At 72.7% G+C, this 17276-nt stretch carries 14 protein-coding genes; all 14 read left to right on the plus strand.

Annotation, left to right across the window (positions count from 1 at the left end; all coding sequences use genetic code 11):
• Positions 1–29 precede the first annotated feature (29 nt).
• Genes PV796_RS00890 through PV796_RS00955 form a run of 14 tightly spaced genes read left to right on the plus strand, consistent with a single transcriptional unit; the run spans position 30 to position 17271 of the window.
• A complete protein-coding gene (locus PV796_RS00890; protein WP_274910795.1) occupies positions 30–2207 on the plus strand; it encodes a bi-domain-containing oxidoreductase in 2178 nt (725 codons plus the stop codon).
• The gene (locus tag PV796_RS00895; RefSeq protein WP_274910797.1) at positions 2204–4168 is read left to right on the plus strand and encodes an alginate lyase family protein; all 1965 of its coding nucleotides are present in this window, start codon (positions 2204–2206) and stop codon (positions 4166–4168) included. The genes PV796_RS00890 and PV796_RS00895 overlap by 4 nt, the downstream gene beginning before the upstream one ends.
• Before the next feature lie 8 nt (positions 4169–4176).
• A complete protein-coding gene (locus PV796_RS00900; protein WP_274910799.1) occupies positions 4177–5715 on the plus strand; it encodes a right-handed parallel beta-helix repeat-containing protein in 1539 nt (512 codons plus the stop codon).
• Position 5716: 1 nt separating this feature from the next.
• On the plus strand, positions 5717–7021 hold the full coding sequence (locus PV796_RS00905) for an O-antigen ligase domain-containing protein (RefSeq protein WP_274910801.1): 1305 nt from the start codon (positions 5717–5719) through the stop codon (positions 7019–7021).
• A gap of 2 nt (positions 7022–7023) precedes the next feature.
• Positions 7024–8232: a glycosyltransferase gene (locus tag PV796_RS00910; protein ID WP_274910802.1), complete on the plus strand. Its 1209-nt coding sequence runs from the start codon at positions 7024–7026 to the stop codon at positions 8230–8232.
• Positions 8229–9464, plus strand: coding sequence for a class I SAM-dependent methyltransferase (locus PV796_RS00915; RefSeq protein WP_274910804.1), 1236 nt, complete (start codon positions 8229–8231; stop codon positions 9462–9464). Before PV796_RS00910 ends, PV796_RS00915 begins: the two co-directional genes overlap by 4 nt.
• A 13-nt stretch (positions 9465–9477) precedes the next feature.
• The gene (locus tag PV796_RS00920; RefSeq protein WP_274910805.1) at positions 9478–10275 is read left to right on the plus strand and encodes a glucose-1-phosphate cytidylyltransferase; all 798 of its coding nucleotides are present in this window, start codon (positions 9478–9480) and stop codon (positions 10273–10275) included.
• Complete coding sequence (locus PV796_RS00925; protein ID WP_274910806.1) at positions 10272–10919, plus strand: PIG-L deacetylase family protein; 648 nt, start codon at positions 10272–10274, stop codon at positions 10917–10919. The genes PV796_RS00920 and PV796_RS00925 overlap by 4 nt, the downstream gene beginning before the upstream one ends.
• A 3-nt stretch (positions 10920–10922) precedes the next feature.
• Complete coding sequence (locus tag PV796_RS00930) at positions 10923–11948, plus strand: NAD-dependent epimerase/dehydratase family protein (RefSeq protein ID WP_274910808.1); 1026 nt, start codon at positions 10923–10925, stop codon at positions 11946–11948.
• Positions 11945–13219, plus strand: a complete 1275-nt coding sequence (locus tag PV796_RS00935) for a DUF4910 domain-containing protein (protein WP_274910809.1) — start codon at positions 11945–11947, stop codon at positions 13217–13219. The genes PV796_RS00930 and PV796_RS00935 overlap by 4 nt, the downstream gene beginning before the upstream one ends.
• Complete coding sequence (locus PV796_RS00940) at positions 13216–14535, plus strand: hypothetical protein (protein ID WP_446750546.1); 1320 nt, start codon at positions 13216–13218, stop codon at positions 14533–14535. Before PV796_RS00935 ends, PV796_RS00940 begins: the two co-directional genes overlap by 4 nt.
• A complete protein-coding gene (locus tag PV796_RS00945; RefSeq protein ID WP_274910813.1) occupies positions 14532–15479 on the plus strand; it encodes a glycosyltransferase family 2 protein in 948 nt (315 codons plus the stop codon). Before PV796_RS00940 ends, PV796_RS00945 begins: the two co-directional genes overlap by 4 nt.
• Positions 15476–16708 (plus strand): polysaccharide pyruvyl transferase family protein, encoded by a 1233-nt coding sequence (locus PV796_RS00950; protein ID WP_274910815.1) that lies wholly within the window; start codon positions 15476–15478, stop codon positions 16706–16708. The genes PV796_RS00945 and PV796_RS00950 overlap by 4 nt, the downstream gene beginning before the upstream one ends.
• An 11-nt stretch (positions 16709–16719) precedes the next feature.
• Positions 16720–17271, plus strand: coding sequence for a dTDP-4-dehydrorhamnose 3,5-epimerase family protein (locus PV796_RS00955; protein ID WP_274910817.1), 552 nt, complete (start codon positions 16720–16722; stop codon positions 17269–17271).
• Positions 17272–17276: the final 5 nt, after the last annotated feature.

The following is a 17276-nucleotide window of genomic DNA, read 5'->3' on the forward strand; positions in this document are numbered from 1 at the left end:
AAGACGGCTGAGAAACAAGGGGACTTCGGGTGAAACAGGTCGTGCAGAACTACAAGAGCGGCGAGCTGGCGGTGCTCGACGTGCCGGTGCCGGGGTGCAAGCCGGGCGGTGTGCTGGTCCGCAGCGCCTACTCGCTGATATCCACCGGGACCGAGCTCATGAAGGTGTCCGAGGCCGGCATGTCGATGCTGGGCAAGGCCCGTTCCCGGCCGGACCAGGTGGCCAAGGTCATGCAGAGCGTGGCCACCAGCGGGGTGCCGGCCACCTACCGCAAGGTGATGGGCAAGCTGGACTCCTACACGCCGCTCGGCTACTCGCTGTGCGGGGTGGTCGAGCAGGTCGGCACCGGGATCGACGACGTGCGGGTCGGCGACTTCGTGGCCTGTGCCGGCAACGAGCATGCGTTGCACGCCGAGTTGAACTGGGTGCCGAGGAACCTCTACGCCCCGGTGCCGGACGGCCTCGCGCCGCGGCATGCCGCCTTCGGCACCGTCGGATCGATCGCGATGCAGGGTGTGCGCCGCGGTGAGCCACAGCTCGGTGACGTGGCGCTGGTCATCGGCCTCGGCCTGATCGGCCAGTTGGTGGTGCAGCTCCTCGTCGCCTCGGGAGTCCGCGTCGTCGGCGTCGACCCCGATCCGACGCGCTGCGGGCTCGCGGAGCGCCTGGGCGCCGCGGCCTGTAGCGATCCCGCCTCCGCGGCCGTGGAGGCCGCCGTCGCCGAACTCACCGACGGCCGCGGCGTGGACCAGGTGTACCTGGCCGCCGGCGCCGGCAGCAACCAACCCGTGGAGTTGGCCGCCCGGTTGTGCCGGGACCGCGGCCGGGTCGTCGACATCGGCAAGTGCCGTCTGGACCTGCCGTGGAACGCGTACTACGAGAAGGAGCTCGACGTCCGGTTCTCCCGCAGTTACGGTCCCGGGCGCTACGACCCGGCGTACGAGTTGGAGGGGCGGGACTATCCGATCGGCTACGTGCGTTGGACCGAGCGTCGCAACCTGGCGTGCTTCCTCGATCTCGTCGCCCGTGGCCGCGTGGACGTGGAGCCGTTGGTCTCCCACGTCGCCGCCTTCGATGACGCCGTCGAGACGTACCGGCGCCTGAAGGACGGCGCGTTGAAGGCCGTGGCCGTGCTGTTCCGGTACCCCGAACGTGCGGGGGACGGGGAGGCGGAGGCACCGGCGGTGGCCGTGCCCGCGGTGCACGTGCAACGGAGTCCGGCCCGGGCCGCCGAGACACCGGTGCGGCTGGCGTTCGTCGGCGCGGGGAACTACGCGACGTCGATGCTGCTGCCGCACCTGGCGCGACGCGACGGCGTGGAGTTGTCGACCGTCGTCACCACGACGGCGCTGTCCGCGACCAACGCGCGGCGGAAGTTCGGCTTCGCCGAGGCGACCACGGACCTCGACGCCGTGCTCGGCGACAAGTCCGTCGACGCGGTGTTCGTGGTCACCCGGCACAGCTCGCACGCCGAACTGACCCGGAAGGCGCTGCTGGCCGGCAAGGCGGTGTTCGTGGAGAAGCCGCTGGCCCTCACCGAGGACGAACTGGCCGGTGTGCTCGCGGCGGTGGAGGATTCCGGCAACGACCGGCTGCAGGTGGGTTTCAACCGCCGGTTCGCACCGCTGTTGAACGAGGCCAGGGAGCGGTTCGGCGCCCGGACCGGCCCGGCGAGCCTGCGCTACCTGATCAACGCGGGCAGGCTGCAGCACGGGAGCTGGTACCTCCAACAGGCCACCGAGGGATCGCGGTTCGAGGGCGAGGGCGGGCACTTCATCGACACGGCGAGCTGGCTGCTCGGGGCCGACCCGGTCTCGGTGTACGCCCTCGCCCCGTCCGGCAACGAGGATCTGCAGGTCGTGCTGCGCTACCCGGACGGATCCACCGCCGCCCTCAGCTACGTCACCACCGGGGCGCCCGGCTTCCCCAAGGAGACGCTGGACCTGGTCGCGGACGGCAAGGTGCTGCGGCTCGACGACTTCGTCCGGGCCTCGGTGTACGGCCCCGAGAAGTGGGTCAGTTCGCGGCTGCCCAGGGCCCGGGACAAGGGCCAGAACGCCGAACTGGCCGCGTTCATCAAGGCGGTGCGGACCGGAGGGCCGATGCCGGTGCCGCTGGAGTCGTTGGTCGCCACCACGGCGGCCACCCTCGCGGTACGGGCCGGCCTGGCCGGCGGCACGCCGGTGACGTTGGCGAGGGCGCGATGACGGTGAGTTCGGGGAGTCCGGGTTGGTACCTGCGGCGGCTGTCCCGGATGGGACCGGCTGAGGTCGGCGGCCGGGTGGGCGACGGGGTGCGCAGGCGGCGGTGGCGGTCGGCGCGGCCGCACTTCCCGAGCGTGACCGGCGCCCGGTTCACCGCGGTACTGCCCGCCGGGACGATCGCCGCCGTGCCTCCGGCCGCCGCGAAACGTCTCGTCGCCGCAGCGGACCGGCTGATGGACGGGCGCGCCGAGTACTTCGGGGTGGTCCGCGACGACCTGGCCGACCCGGACTGGTGGTACGACCCGAAGACCGGGCGCCGGGCGCCGTGGGGCTACGCCTTCGACGTGCCGTACCGGAACGAGGACGAGGTCGGGGACATCAAGCAGATCTGGGAGCTGTCCCGGCATCAGTACCTCACCGTGCTCGCCGCCGCCTACGCGCTCACCGGGAACGAACGGTATGCCGAGCGCGTGGCCGCGCACCTGCGGTCGTGGTGGGTGGCCAACCCCCCACTGCGCGGCGTGCACTGGGTCAGCGGCATCGAGCTGGGCATCCGGCTGCTGTCCTGGGTGTGGATCCGTCGGCTGCTCGACGACTGGCCGGGCGCGGCCGGGCTGTTCGAGGGCAACTCGGTGGCGCTGAACCAGATCTGGCACCACCAGCGCTGGCTGGCCGCCTTCCCCAGTCGGGGGTCCTCGGCGAACAACCACGTCATCGCCGAGGCCGCCGGGCAGTTCGCCGCGGCCTGCGCGTTCGGCTGGTTCCCCTCCTCGGCGCGGTGGCGGGCGGGCGCGCTGCGGTCGCTGGAACGGCACCTGCGCGCCAACACCTTCCCCTCGGGCCTCAATCGCGAGCTGGCGACGGAGTACCACGGGCTCGTGCTGGAGCTCGGCCTGGCCGCGCTTGCCGAGGCGGACGCCGCCGCGGTGCCGGTCCCCGCGACCGTCCGGCTGGTGCTGCTGCGGATGACCGACGCGCTCGCGGCGGTCGTGGACAACCGGCTGCGGCCGCCGCGCCAGGGGGACGCGGACGACGGTCACGGTCTGGTCGTGGACGGCGCGGGCACGGATCGCTGGGCCTCGCTGCTGGCCACCGGGGACGCGGTGTTCGGTCGGCTCGCCTGGTGGCCGACGGTGACCGGCACCGATGTGCGTACCCCGTTGCTGGCCGCGCTGATCACGCCCGAGGTGCGGGACGTGTCCCGTCCGGCGAGCCGACCGGCGCACTTCGCCGACGCCGGCATGACCATCCTGCGCGGCCCGGCGGAGGTCTGGTGCCGTTGCGACGGTGGTCCGCACGGCTTCCTGTCCATCGCCGCGCACGCCCACGCGGACGCGCTGTCCGTGGAGGTCCGGCACGACGGGGTCGATGTGCTCGCCGACCCGGGGACGTTCTGCTATCACGGGCAGCCCGAGTGGCGGCAGTACTTCCGGTCGACCCTCGGCCACAACACCCTGCAGTTGGCCGGCGGTGACCAGTCCGCTTCCGGCGGCCCGTTCCTGTGGACCCGACATGCCCACGGCCGCGTGCTGGCCGCGGACGCCTCCGGCGCCTCGATCGGCGGGACGGCCCGCTGGTGTGCCGAGCACGACGGATACCAGGGCTTCGTGCACCGCCGCAGGGTGGAACTGACGCCGGCACGGGCGGAGTTGAGGGTCCTGGACGAGGTGCGCGGCCGGCACCGGGCGGCGGTGCGCCTCGCGTTCCACCTGGGTCCGGCGATCGCCGCGGACCTGGCGGACGCCCGGGCGGTGCTCACCTGGACCCGGGGCGGCGAGGAGCGCCGGGCGGTGCTCGACCTGCCCGGGCGGCTGAGTTGGCGGGCGCACCGCGGCGAGACCGATCCGCCGCTGGGCTGGTACTCCGCCGGCTTCGGGCGCAGGGAACCCGCCACCACGCTGGTCGGCACCGGCTTCACCGACGGCGCGGAGGGCTTCACCACCGTGCTCAGGTTCCGCGGCTAGGGGGGCGCGTGGGGATCAACTGGCGGCACTGGGCGTGGGCGGCGACACCGCTGACGCTGGCCCTGTTGGCGACGACCGGCTGTGAGGGCGCGCACGGCACCCGGGCGAAGCCGACCGCCGCGCCCACCGCGTCCGGGGCGCTGTCCACGCCCGTGGCCAGGGTGTGTGCCGAGCCCGCGGCCGGGCCGACGCGGGCGCCGGCGGGCACGGTGGCGGTCGATCCCGCGGTGGTCGGTGACCTGGCGGCGAAGACCAAGGACAACCCTCCGCACACCACGTTCTGGCTCCGCCCGGGCAGGCACCGGCTCGCCCCGGATCGCTACGCCCAGGTCATCCCCAAGGAGGGAGACCGCTACCTGGGTGCGCCGGGCGCAGTGCTCGACGGTCGGAAGGAGAACCAGTACGCGTTCGGCGGTTCCGCCCGCAACGTCACCATCCGCTACCTGACCGTGCGGCGTTTCGTCGCGCCACAGAACGAGGGCGTGGTCAACCACGACTCGGCCGACGGGTGGGTGATCGAGCACCTGACGATCCGGGACAACTCCGGGGCCGGGTTGATGGCCGGTGCCCACCAGCGGGTCCGCGCCAACTGCCTGCGCGACAACGGACAGTACGGCCTGAACGCGTACAGGAACGGCGGCCCTTTCAGCGACCTGGTGGTGGAGGGCAACGAGATCGTGGGCAACAACACCGGCGACTGGGAACGGCGCCGGCCGGGCTGCGGCTGCACCGGGGGCGTGAAGTTCTGGGCCGTCAACCGCGCCGAGGTACGCGGCAATTGGGTGCACGACAACCGCGGAGCGGGGTTGTGGGCGGACACCAACAACAACGACTTCCGCATCGAGGACAACGTGATCGAGGCCAATGACGGCGCCGCCCTGATCTACGAGACCAGCTACAACGCGGTCATCCGGAACAACACGATCCGGCGGAACAACTGGGTCGAGGGCCGCCGGGCGGCCGACCGCGGCGACGACTTCCCGTTCGCGACCGTCTACCTGTCCGAGTCCGGTGGCGAACCACGCGTCCGCGCGCGCACCGACAGGATCGAGATCTACCGGAACGTGCTGGAGAACAACTGGAACGGGATCACCCTGTGGGAGAACGCCGACCGGTTCTGCAACAGCCCGGCCAACACCTCGTCCGGTGACTGCACGTTGCTGGTGCGCGACACCGGCCGCTGCGCGGAGCCGGCGATCGCCCGCGCACCGCTCTACGGCGACTGCCGGTGGAAGACCCAGCGGGTGGACATCCACGGCAACCGCTTCGTGCTGGACGAGTCCGTCGTCCCGTGCACGGCCAAGTGCGATCGCATGGCGGTGCTGGCCAACTACGGCACGTACCCGGACTGGTCGCCGTACCAGGGCGAACGGGTGGCTGAGGCGATCACCGGCACGCAGCACAACCGCTGGCACGACAACGTCTACCTCGGGCCGTGGAAGTTCGTCGCCCACGACCCCAGCCGGGTGCTGGACTCCGGGCAGTGGCGGGGCACGCCGTACCGGCAGGACGCGGGCAGCGCCCTCGACCCGCGGGCCGGTGGTTGAGATGGCCGGGGACCTGACGCGCAGTGGGCCGCCGGGCGGACGGGACACGGCGGGAACGCGGCCCGGCGGCGCACCGCGCCCTCCCGGGGCACCGAAACTCGTCGGGATCGTCTGGGGGTTGCTGGTCCTCAACACGCTCGGCTCCGCCGGCGCGAGGACCATCGTTCCGCTGCCCCGCTCCCTCATCCAACTGGTCACCATGGGCGCGCTGGTCGCCGCGTTCGCGCTGGCCCTCGTCCTCAACCGCCGGCTGCGCGTCCGCCCCAGCGCCTTCCTGTTCCTGCTCACCCTGCTCCTGGTGACGGGCGTGATCTCCAGCGCGCAGATGGAGTCCGGGTTCGGCGCGCTGTTCCGCTGCGCCCGGCTGGCTCTCTTCGTCGGCACGCTGTGGCTGCTCAGTTGTTGGTGGGACGGCGGCCCGACGTTCGTCCGGCACCACATCCGGATGTACTTCGCGGTGCTCGGGTCGGTGGCCGCCGGCCTGGTCGTCTCACCGGGTGCGGCCCTGCCCGACCTCTACGGCGGACGCCTCGTCGGCGCGCTGTGGCCGCTCACCCCACCGCAGATCGGGCAGTACGCCGCGGTGATCACCGGGCTTACCGTGCTGCTCGTGCTGGGCCGCCGGACCGACCGGGCCAGCGCGGCGGTCGTCATCGTGCCGTCGCTGGTCCTGCTCGCGCTGACCCATACCCGGACGGCCACGCTCGGGCTGTTCATCGGGCTGGCGTTGGCGATCGGCTCGCTCCTGCTGACCAGTGCCGCCGCCCGCCGGTTCTTCCTCTGGGCGGTGCTGTGCGCCGCGGTGGCCACGGTGGCGCTCGGTTCCGTGCTGGAGGCGTGGTTCCTGCGCGGCCAGAGCCAGGAGAACTTCTCCAGCCTCACCGGTCGGGCCAAGGTGTGGGACGCCCTGCTGGCGGCGCCCAGGACGGCCGCGGAGCAGATGTTCGGCGTGGGCCTGGGCGACAAGTCGTTCGGCGGGCTGCCGATCGACAACAGTTGGCTGGCCGTCTACAACGAGCAGGGTCTGATCGGCATCGCCCTGGTGGCGGCCCTCCTCCTCGTGCTGGGCGGCGTCGCGTTGCTGCGGCCGCCGTCGCTGCCGAGGGCCTGCGCGATCTTCCTGATCAGCTACTGCGCGATCGCGTCGTACACCGAGGCCGGGCTGGGCGACGCCTCGCCGTACCTGCTGCACCTGGCGGTCGCCGCCTCGCTCCTGGCGGCACCCGCCGCAGCAACGCCCTTACCCGTGCCCGTAGTTCCCCGACGACGCGTCCCGCGCGGAGTCCAGCGGTCGGAGGTGGCCTGACCATGCACGTCCTCGTGGTGCACAACCGCTACGCCTCGGCGCAGCCGAGCGGGGAGAACAAGGTCGTCGACCAGGAGGCGGCGCTGCTGCGGGCGGCCGGCCACCGGGTCGAGGTGTTCGAGCGGCGCAGCGACGACATCGCCGCCCGGTCCCTGTTGGGCAAGGCCGCGGTGCCGCTGCTGGTGCCGTGGAACCCGGCGGTCCGCGCGGAACTCGCCGCCCGGTTGCGCACCGGGCGGCCGGACGTGGTGCACGTCCACAACGTCTTCCCGCTCCTGTCGCCCGCGGTGCTGGCCGCCTGCGCCGACGCCGTTGTGCCCGTCGTGGCCACGCTGCACAACTACACCCAGGTCTGCCCGCCCGGCACGCTGCAACGGGACGGCCGGCCGTGCGCCGAGTGCGTCCGGGCGACGCCGCTGCCGGCCGTCCGGCACGGCTGTTACCGGGGCTCCCGGCTTGCGACGGTGCCGCTCGCGGTCAGCCTGTCGGTCAACCGGCGACGGTGGTGGTCCGGCGTGGAGCGGTTCTTCTGCATCTCCGCGGCGCAGCGCGAGGTCCTGGTGCGGGCCGGCATGCCGGCCGAACGACTGGCGGTGAAGCACAACTTCGTGCCGGAGCCGGGCGTCCGCCGCACGGGCCCGGGCGAGCATCTGCTCTTTCTCGGTCGGCTCGCGGAGGCCAAGGGCGTGCGGCTGCTCATGGCCGCGTGGGACGGGATCGCGGCGGGCGGCGGAGTGGGCGTGCCCCTCGTCATCGCCGGCGCGGGGCCGCTGGAGGGAGAGGTGTCCGCCTGGGCGGCGGGCCGTGACGACGTGCGCTACGTCGGCCTGTTGGACCCGGTTCGGTGCCGGCAGGTCGTCGCGCGGTCGGTGGCCGTGGTGGCTCCCTCGACGTGGCTGGAGGCGTTCGGCCTGGTGGTCGTCGAGGCGATGGCGGCGGGGGTCCCGACCGTCGCCGCCGGTCACGGCGCCTTCGTCGAACTCGTCGAGGACGGGGTGACCGGGCTGCTGCACCGGCCGGGCGAGGCCGACTCGCTCGCGTCCTGCATACGCCGGATCGCGGCCGAGCCGGGCCGCAACCGGGAGATGGGCCGGGCGGCCCGGCGCCGTTACGAGCGGGGTTTCAGCCCGGCCGTCGGCCTTGCGCGCCTGGTGGCTGGGTACCGCACCGCGATCGCGGGACGGACGGAATCATTGGGGGGAAGTAGATGACACGATGCCGACTCTGCGGCTCGGAAGCGATGGCGAGCGTCGTCGATCTCGGGGCGACGCCGCCGTGTGAGAGCTTTCTCGCCGCGGACCAACTGGACCAGCCGGAGCCGGCGTTCCCGCTGCACCTGCGGGTCTGCACCGACTGCTGGCTGGCGCAGATCCCGCCGCTGATCACGCCGGAGGAGACGTTCGGCGAGTACGCGTACTTCTCCTCGTTCTCGACGTCCTGGGTGGAGCACGCGCGCACGTTCGTCGCCGACGCCGTGCAGCGCCTCGCCCTCGGCGCCGACGCCTTCGTGGTCGAGGTCGCGAGCAACGACGGGTACCTGCTGCGACACTTGGTGGACCGGGGGATCCGCTGCCTGGGCATCGAGCCGTCGGTGAACGTCGGGGCCGCGGCGCGGGACGCGGGTGTGCCCACGCTCACGGAGTTCCTGTCGCCGGACACCGGCGCGGCCGTCCGCGCCGAACACGGCCCGGCGGGCCTGGTCGTGGCCAACAACGTGTACGCGCACGTCCCCGACGTCGTCGGGTTCACCCGAGGGCTGCGCGCCCTGGTCGCCGACGACGGCTGGGTCTCCATCGAGGTGCAGCACCTGCTGACCCTGATCGAGGAGAACCAGTACGACACGATCTACCACGAGCACTTCCAGTACTACACGGTCGCGTCGGCGGCCCGGGCGCTGGCGAGCGGCGGACTCGCGCTCGTGGACGTCGAGTTGCTGCCCACGCACGGCGGTTCCCTCCGGCTGTGGGCCCGGCCGGCCGAGGTGGCCGGCGAGCCGTCGCCCCAAGTGGCCGACGTGCTGGCCCGGGAGAAGGCCGCCGGGCTGCAGGAGCTGTCCGGGTACACCGAGTTCTCCGCCCGGGTGGCCAAGGTACGCCGGGATCTGCTGCGGTTCCTCATCGAGGCGGCCGAGCGCGGTGAGACGGTCGTCGGCTACGGCGCCCCGGGCAAGGGCAACACCCTGCTCAACCACTGCGGCATCCGCCCGGACCTGCTGCCGTACACGGTCGACCGCAATCCCTACAAGCACGGCAGGTTCACCCCGGGCACCCGCATCCCGATCCTGTCGCCCGAGCAGATAGCCGCCGACAGACCGGACCACGTCCTCGTGCTCCCGTGGAACCTGCGGGCCGAGCTGGTCGAGCAACTGTCCTTCGTGCACGCCTGGGGCGGCCGACTGGTCTTTCCCATCCCGGAACTGAGCATTGTCGAGGTCACGTCGTGAAAGAGGTCGCAGCATGAAGGTCGTTCTGTTCTGCGGCGGTTACGGGCTGCGCATGCGCAGCGGAGCCGCGGACGACATGCCCAAGCCGATGGCGATGGTCGGCCCGCGGCCGCTGATCTGGCATGTCATGCGCTACTACGCGTACTTCGGGCACACGGAGTTCATCCTGTGCCTCGGGTACGGGGCGCACCACATCAAGGACTTCTTCCTCAACTACGAGGAGACGGCGTCCAATGACTTCGTGCTGCGGGGCGGGCGGACCGAGTTGCTGTCCACCGACATCGCCGACTGGACGATCACGTTCGCGCAGACCGGCATCGAGTCGCCCATCGGGGAGCGGCTGCGCCGGGTGCGGCACCACCTGGACGGCGACGAGGTGTTCCTCGCCAACTACGCCGATGTGCTCACCGACGCCCCGTTGCCCGAGATGATCGACTCCTTCGCCCGGCGCGACGCCGGTGCGTCGATGATGGTGGTGCCGCCGCAGTCCTCGTTCCACTGCGTGGACCTGGGCGAGGACGGCCTGGTGGGGGGCATCACCGCGGTGAGCGAACTGCCGCTGTGGGAGAACGGCGGCTACTTCGTGCTCCGCCAGGAGGTCTTCGACCACATACCGGAGAACGGGGATCTGGTCGCCGACGGATGCGCCCAACTGGCCAAGCGTGGACGGTTGGTGGCGCATCAACACCGCGGCTTCTGGAAGCCGACCGACACCGTGAAGGAGCGGGCCGCGCTCGACGCCGGGTACGCCCGCGGCGAGCGCCCGTGGGCCGTGTGGGAACGCGAAGCCGTCGCTGTGGGGACCGCGTGATCCGCCTCGGGGCCGGGCGCCTGGACCGGATCGTCGCGGTGGGCGCGCACTGCGACGACATCGCCATCGGCGCCGGCGGCACGCTGCTGACGGTGTGCCGCGCCCGGCCGGGCATCCGCGTCGACGCGCTGGTGCTCTCCGGCGGTGGCAGCGAACGGGAGCAGGAGGAGCAGGCCGCGCTCGCCGCCTTCTGCCCGGGTGCCGAACTGCGGCTGACCGTGGACAAGTTGCCGGACGGCCGACTGCCCGTGCACTGGGACGAGGCCAAGGCCGCGGTGGAGGAGTTGCGTGCGGGGACCGAGCCGGATCTGATCCTGGCCCCGCGCACCGACGACGCGCACCAGGACCACCGCGGCCTGGCCCGGTTGGTGCCCACCGCGTTCCGCGACCACCTCGTGCTCGGCTACGAGATCGTCAAGTGGGACGGCGATCTCGGCCGTCCGGCGGCGTACCAACCGCTGTCGCCCGAGGTCGCCGAAGAGAAGGTGCGGTTGCTGCAGGAGCACTACCCCTCGCAGCGGCACCGGCCCTGGTACGACCGGGAGTCCTTCCTCGGCCTGGCGCGCATCCGCGGCATCGAATGCCACGCGCGCTACGCCGAGGCGTTCGCCGTCACCAAACTCACTCTCAAGCTGGGGGAATGAACCTTGCGCGTACTGCTGACCGGGCACCAGGGCTACCTGGGCACGGTGATGGCCCCGGTCCTCACCGCCGCCGGACACGAGGTCGTCGGCCTCGACGCCGGCCTGTTCTCCGACTGCGTCCTCGGCCCGGCACCCGCCGACCCGTCCGGGCATCGGGTGGACCTGCGCGACGTCACGGCGTCGCACGTGGCCGGGGTGGACGCCGTGATCCATCTGGCCGCGCTGTCCAACGACCCGCTGGGATCGCTGGCGCCGGAACTCACCTACGACATCAACCACCGCGCCTCGGTGCGGCTCGCCCAACTGGCCCGCGACGCCGGGGTGCGGCGCTTCCTGTACGCGTCGACGTGTTCGGTCTACGGCGCCGCCGGCGGTGACGACCTGGTGGCCGAGGACGCCCCGCTGCGCCCGGTGACGCCGTACGCGGAGTCCAAGGTGCGGGTGGAGGACGACCTGCACGCGCTGGCCGACGGTGACTTCAGCCCGGTGTACCTGCGCAACGCCACCGCCTTCGGCTACTCACCGCGGCTGCGCGCCGACATCGTGCTGAACAACCTGGTCGGCCACGCGCTGCTCTCCGGCGAGGTGCTGGTGCTCTCCGACGGCACCCCATGGCGCCCCCTGGTGCACGCCGCCGACATCGCCCGGGCCTTCGCGGCCGCGCTGGACGCGCCGCGCGAGGCGGTCCACGACCGGGCGTTCAACATCGGCAGCGAGGCCAACAACGTCACGGTCGCCGAGATCGCCGAGCGGGTCGCCGAGGCGGTGTCCGGCTCACGGGTGAGGATCACCGGGGAGAACGGTGCCGACCCCCGGTCGTACCGGGTGGACTTCTCCCGGTTCCGCGCCGCGGTACCCGGGTTCGACTGCGCGTGGACGGTGCGGCGTGGCGCGCTCGAACTCGCCGATGCCTACCGGACGTTCGGGCTGACCCGGGAGGACTTCGAACGGCGCTTCACCCGCCTCGCCGTGCTGCGGGCGGCGTCCGAGGCCGGCGCGGTCGACGACACCCTGCGGCGGCGCCGATGACCGGGCTCGGAGAAAAGATGCACGCGCTGGTGGAGCGGCTGTACCCGCTGTGCCGGAGCATCACCGGCGACGGTGTGCGCGACACCCTGGCCATCGTCGGCGAGTACGTCCCGCTCACGGTGCACGAGGTGCCGACCGGGACGCAGGTGCTCGACTGGACGGTGCCGCAGGAGTGGAACATCCGGGACGCGTACATCGCCGACGCCACCGGCAAGCGGGTCGTCGACTTCGCCGCGTCCAGCCTGCACGTGCTCGGCTACAGCGTGCCGGTCTCCACGACCATGTCACTGGCCGAGCTGCGCGGGCACCTGCACACCCTGCCGGAACACCCGAGTTGGGTGCCCTACCGCACCAGCTACTACACGCCGGACTGGGGGTTCTGCCTGGCCCAGGAGACCCTGGACGCGCTGCCGGACGGCGCGTACGAGGTGTGCGTCGACTCCACCCTCGCGGACGGCCACCTCACCTACGCCGAGCACGTGGTCCCCGGTCAGGTCCCCGACGAGGTGATCGTCTCCTGCCACGTCTGCCACCCGTCGCTGGCCAACGACAACCTGGCCGGTATCGCGGTGGCGACGTTCCTGGCCCGGTCGCTGGCCGGGCAAACGCCGTACTACACCTACCGGTTCGTCTACGCGCCCGGCACCATCGGGGCGATCACCTGGCTCGCCCGCAACGCGCGGCGGATGGAGCGGGTCAAGCACGGCCTGGTGCTGGCCTGCGCCGGGGACCCGGGCCATCTGACGTACAAGCAGAGCAGACGTGGCGACGCGGAGATCGACCGGGTCATGCGGCACGTGCTCGCCGCCTCCGAACGCCCGCACCGGGTCGTGGAGTTCACCCCGTACGGCTACGACGAGCGGCAGTACTGCTCGCCCGGATTCAACCTCGGTGTGGGGTCGCTCAGCCGAACCCCGTACGCCGGCTATCCCGAGTACCACACCTCCGCGGACAACCCGGACTTCGTCTCCCCGGAGGCGATGGCGGACACCCTCGCCGTCTGCCGCGAGGCGTGCGCCGTGTTGGACCGCAACCGGCGGTACCTCAACCTCAGCCCCTACGGCGAACCGCAGCTCGGCCGGCGCGGGTTGTACGAAGCGCTCGGCGGCCGCAGCGACACCCAGCAGGCCCAGATGGCCATGCTGTGGGTGCTCAACCTCTCCGACGGCGAGCACAGCCTGCTGGACGTCGCCGAGCGGTCCGGGCTGCCCTTCGACACCGTCGCCGCCGCGGCCGGCGCCCTGCACGGCGCCGGGCTGATCAAGGCATGACGCCGATGACCACCGGGGGGAAGCGGACGACGGCATCGGCGGACCCGGCCGGGCCGGCCCGGCGGACCGCCAAGCGGGCCATGGTCGGTCGGCTGTCCTGGGGACTGGCCGACCAGGCGGCCTCCAGCCTCTCCAACTTCGTGGTGGGGGTCTACGTGGCCCGCTCGCTGGGGGTGGCCGCGTTCGGCGTGTTCAGCCTGGCCTGGGTGACCTACGGCGTGGTGCTCAACGTCTCCCGCGGGCTGGCCACCGACCCGCTCGTGGTGCGCTTCAGCAGCGCGTCGGCCGCGTCCTGGCGCGCGGCGGTGGCCCGGTCCTCGGGTACCGCGCTCGGCCTCGGCACCGCCCTCGGTGCGGTGTGCCTGGTGGCCGGGCTCGCCCTCGGCGGCCGCGTGGGGCCCGCGTTCGCCTGCCTCGGCGTCGTGCTACCGGCGCTACTGCTGCAGGACGCCTGGCGGTTCGCGTTCTTCGCCGCCGGCACCGGGCGCAGGGCGTTCGTCAACGACGTCGTGTGCGGCGTCGCGCTCGTGCCGGCCATGGTGGTGGCGACCCATGTGGGCAGCGTGGCCGCCTTCGTGCTCGCCTGGGGCGCGGCCGCAGCGGTGGCGGCGGCGTACGGCTGCCTCCAGTCCGGCATCCGGCCCCGGATGTCCCTGGCGCGCGGATGGCTGCGCGAGCAGCGCGACCTCGGCTACCGGTACCTGGTCGAGAACGTCGCGCTCAGCGGCGCGAGCCAGCTCCGGGCCTACGGGCTCGGCGCGATCGTCGGGGTCGGCGCGGTGGGTGCGGTCCGGGGCGCCGAGCTGCTGCTCGGCCCGTTCCTGGCGGTGCTGATGGGGCTTTCGCTGGTCACCGTCCCGGAGGCGGCACGGGTACTGCGGCGCTCCCCGCACCAACTGGGCCCGTTCTGCCTCCTGTTGGGCGGCGGGCAGGCCGCGGCGGCGCTGCTCTGGGGCGGGGCGCTGCTGCTGATGCCGGACCGGCTCGGCGCGCTGGTGCTCGGCGGCGTCTGGCCCTCCGCCGCGCAGCTCATCGTGCCGATCACGCTCGGTGTCGCGGGTGCCGGTCTCGGCACTGGCGCGGCGGCGGGGTTGCGTGCCCTCGCCGCGGCCCGACGCAGCCTGCGCTGCCAGCTCTTCGCCTCCGCCTGTTACGTCGGTGGCGGGCTCGGCGGGGCGGTGGCCGCCGGCACCGTCGGCTCGGCCTGGGGCGTCGCCACCGCGACCGTCAGCGGCTCGGCCGTGTGGTGGCTGCAACTGCGGTCCGCCCTGCGCGAGTACCACCACTCCCCCACCCCCGAAGTGAGGACCCCATGACCGCCCCACCACGGCTGAGCATCGGCCTGCCCGTCTACAACGGCGAGGAGTACCTGGCCGAGTCGTTCGAGGCCCTGCTCGGCCAGACCTACGAGGACTTCGAGCTGGTCGTCTCCGACAACGCCTCGACCGACGGGACCCAGGACATCTGCCGCGCGTACGCGGCGCGGGACCCGCGCATCCGGTACCTCCGACTGCCCCGGAACATCGGCGCCACACCGAACCACAACCGGGTGTTCGCCGAATGCCGGGGCGAGTTGTTCAAGTGGGCCTCGCACGACGACCTCTACGGCCGCGACCTGCTGCGGCGCTGCGTGGAGGCGCTGGACGAGAGGCCCGAGGTGATCCTCGCGCACACCGGGCAGGCGATCGTCGACGGCGACGGCCGGGTGAAGGTCCCGTACGAGTACGGGCTCACCACCGACTCGCCGCATCCGCCGGAGCGCTTCCGCAGCCTGCTGTTCGAGCCGGGCGGCGACGACTTCTACGGGGTGCTGCGGGCCGATGTGCTGCGCCGGGTGAAGCCGCTCGGCAGCTACCACCACGCGGACCGCACGTTCGTCGCCGAGATCACCCTGCACGGGCCCTTCCACCAGGTACCGGAGCTGCTGTACTTCCGCCGCGACCACCCCACCCGCGCCGAGCGGGCGAACCCTTCCAAGCGCGCCCGGTGCGTCAACCTGGACCCGCGCCGGGCGGGCCCGCTGCACCCGACGCCCCGTCTCCTCGCCGAGTACGTCTGGGGCTTCGCCTCGGCGATCCGGCGGGCGCCGCTGTCCCCGGCCGACCGGCGCGCCTGCCGCCGCCACCTGGCCGCCTGGCTGACCAGTCGGGTCCGGCCGGGCGCCGGCGAGCGGGTCGAGGACCGCGCCCCCGTCGACCCGGCCCGGCTCGCCGTCTCCGTCGACGCCCTCGTGGCGGGCCGTGAGGGGAGGCGACCATGACGCCCGGGAACGGAACTCCGGTGCGCGTCGGGGTGTTCGGCCTGCTCGGCTCCGGCAACCTCGGCAACGACGGGTCGCTGGAGGCCGTGCTCGGCTACCTCCGCACCGCGCACCCGGACGCGGTCGTGGACGCGCTGTGCGGCGGGCCCGAGGCCGTCGCGTCGCGGTACGAGATCCCCGCGACGCGGCTGCACTGGTACCGCGGTGAGTACCGGACGGCCTCGCGCGGGGGCGCGATCGCGGCGAAGGGGCTGGGCAAGCTCGTCGACGCCTTCCGCACCGCCGCCTGGGTGCGCCGGCACGACGTGGTGATCGTGCCGGGCATGGGCGTCCTGGAGGCCACGTTGCCGCTGCGGCCGTGGGGCTTCCCGTACGCGCTGTTCCTGCTCTGCGCGTCCGGCCGGCTGCTTGGCACCCCGGTGGCGCTGGTCAGCGTCGGCGCCGCCGCGATCGGCAACCGGCTGACCCGGGCCCTGGTGCGCTGGTCGGCGCGGCTGGCCGCGTACCGGTCGTACCGGGACGCTCAATCCCGTGACGCGATGCGGGAGATGGGCGTCGACACCACCGGCGACGGGGTCTTCCCTGACCTCGCGTTCTCCCTGCCGACGCCGCGGGCGGGCGGGTCCGCGGCGTCGCCGGGCCTGGTCTGCGTTGGTGTCATGGCCTTCTACGGGAGCGACGACGACCGCGCCCGGGCCGAGGAGATCCACCGGCGCTACCTCGACGGGACGACGCGCTTCGTCCGCGCGCTGGTCGAGGACGGCAGGCCCGTCCGGCTGCTCACCGGCGACGCGTGCGATGCACCGGTGGTCGCCGCGATCCTCGACGCGGTGGACTCGCCCCTGCTCACCGCCGCCGAAGTCTCCTCGCTCGCCGACCTGATGAAGGAGACGGCGGCCGCCGACACCGTGGTGGCGATCCGCTACCACAACCTGATCTGCGCGCTGAAGGTCGGCACGCCGACGCTCGCGCTCAGCTATGCGGCGAAGAGCGACGCGCTGATGGCCCGGATGGGTCTCGGCGCTTTCCGCCACCCGGCCCGTGAGGTCGACGCCGACCGGCTGCTGGCGCAGTTCCGGGCCCTGGAGAAGCAGGCGCCGGAGCTGCGCCAGGTCCTCGCCGAGCGGAACGCGGCCGCCGCTCGCCAACTCGACGACCAGTTCGCCGCGTTGACCACGGCCCTGTTCCCTGCGGTCCACCACGTCCACGCCTTGCGGGAGGTCCCATGAATGTGCCCGGCATGAAAGCGACCGAAGTCCCGGCGATCGCCGGCGCGTACCTGTTCGAGCCGACGCCGCACGCCGACGAACGCGGCTTCTTCTGCCGCACCTTCGACGCCGCCGTGGTCCGCTCGGTGGGCCTCGACCCGGGCGCCTTCGTCCAGGACAGCGTGTCCCGCTCGGTCCGGGGCGTGCTGCGCGGCCTGCACCTGCGCTCCGGCGCCGGCGAGGCCAAACTGGTGCGGTGCTCGTACGGGAGGATCTTCGACGTCGTCGTGGACCTGCGGACGGACTCGCCGACCTACCTGGGCCGGGCCTTCTTCGAACTGTCCGGCGAGACGCAGGCGACCCTGTACGTCCCGGCGGGGTGCGCGCACGGCTTCCAGGCGCTGACCGAGACCGCCGACACCTCGTACCGGATCGACCGTCCGCACAATCCGGCCGAGGACGTGACGATCGCCTTCGACGACCCGGAGCTCGCCATTCCCTGGCCGCTGCCGATCACCTCGATGTCCCGACGGGACCGGGAGGCACCGAGCCTCGCCAACGCCCTGAAGAGGGAAGGGAGTTGAGGTCG

Origin of the sequence: Streptomyces sp. WZ-12 (assembly GCF_028898845.1) — a bacterium.
In the GTDB taxonomy this organism is placed as follows: Bacteria; Actinomycetota; Actinomycetes; order Streptomycetales; family Streptomycetaceae; genus Streptomyces.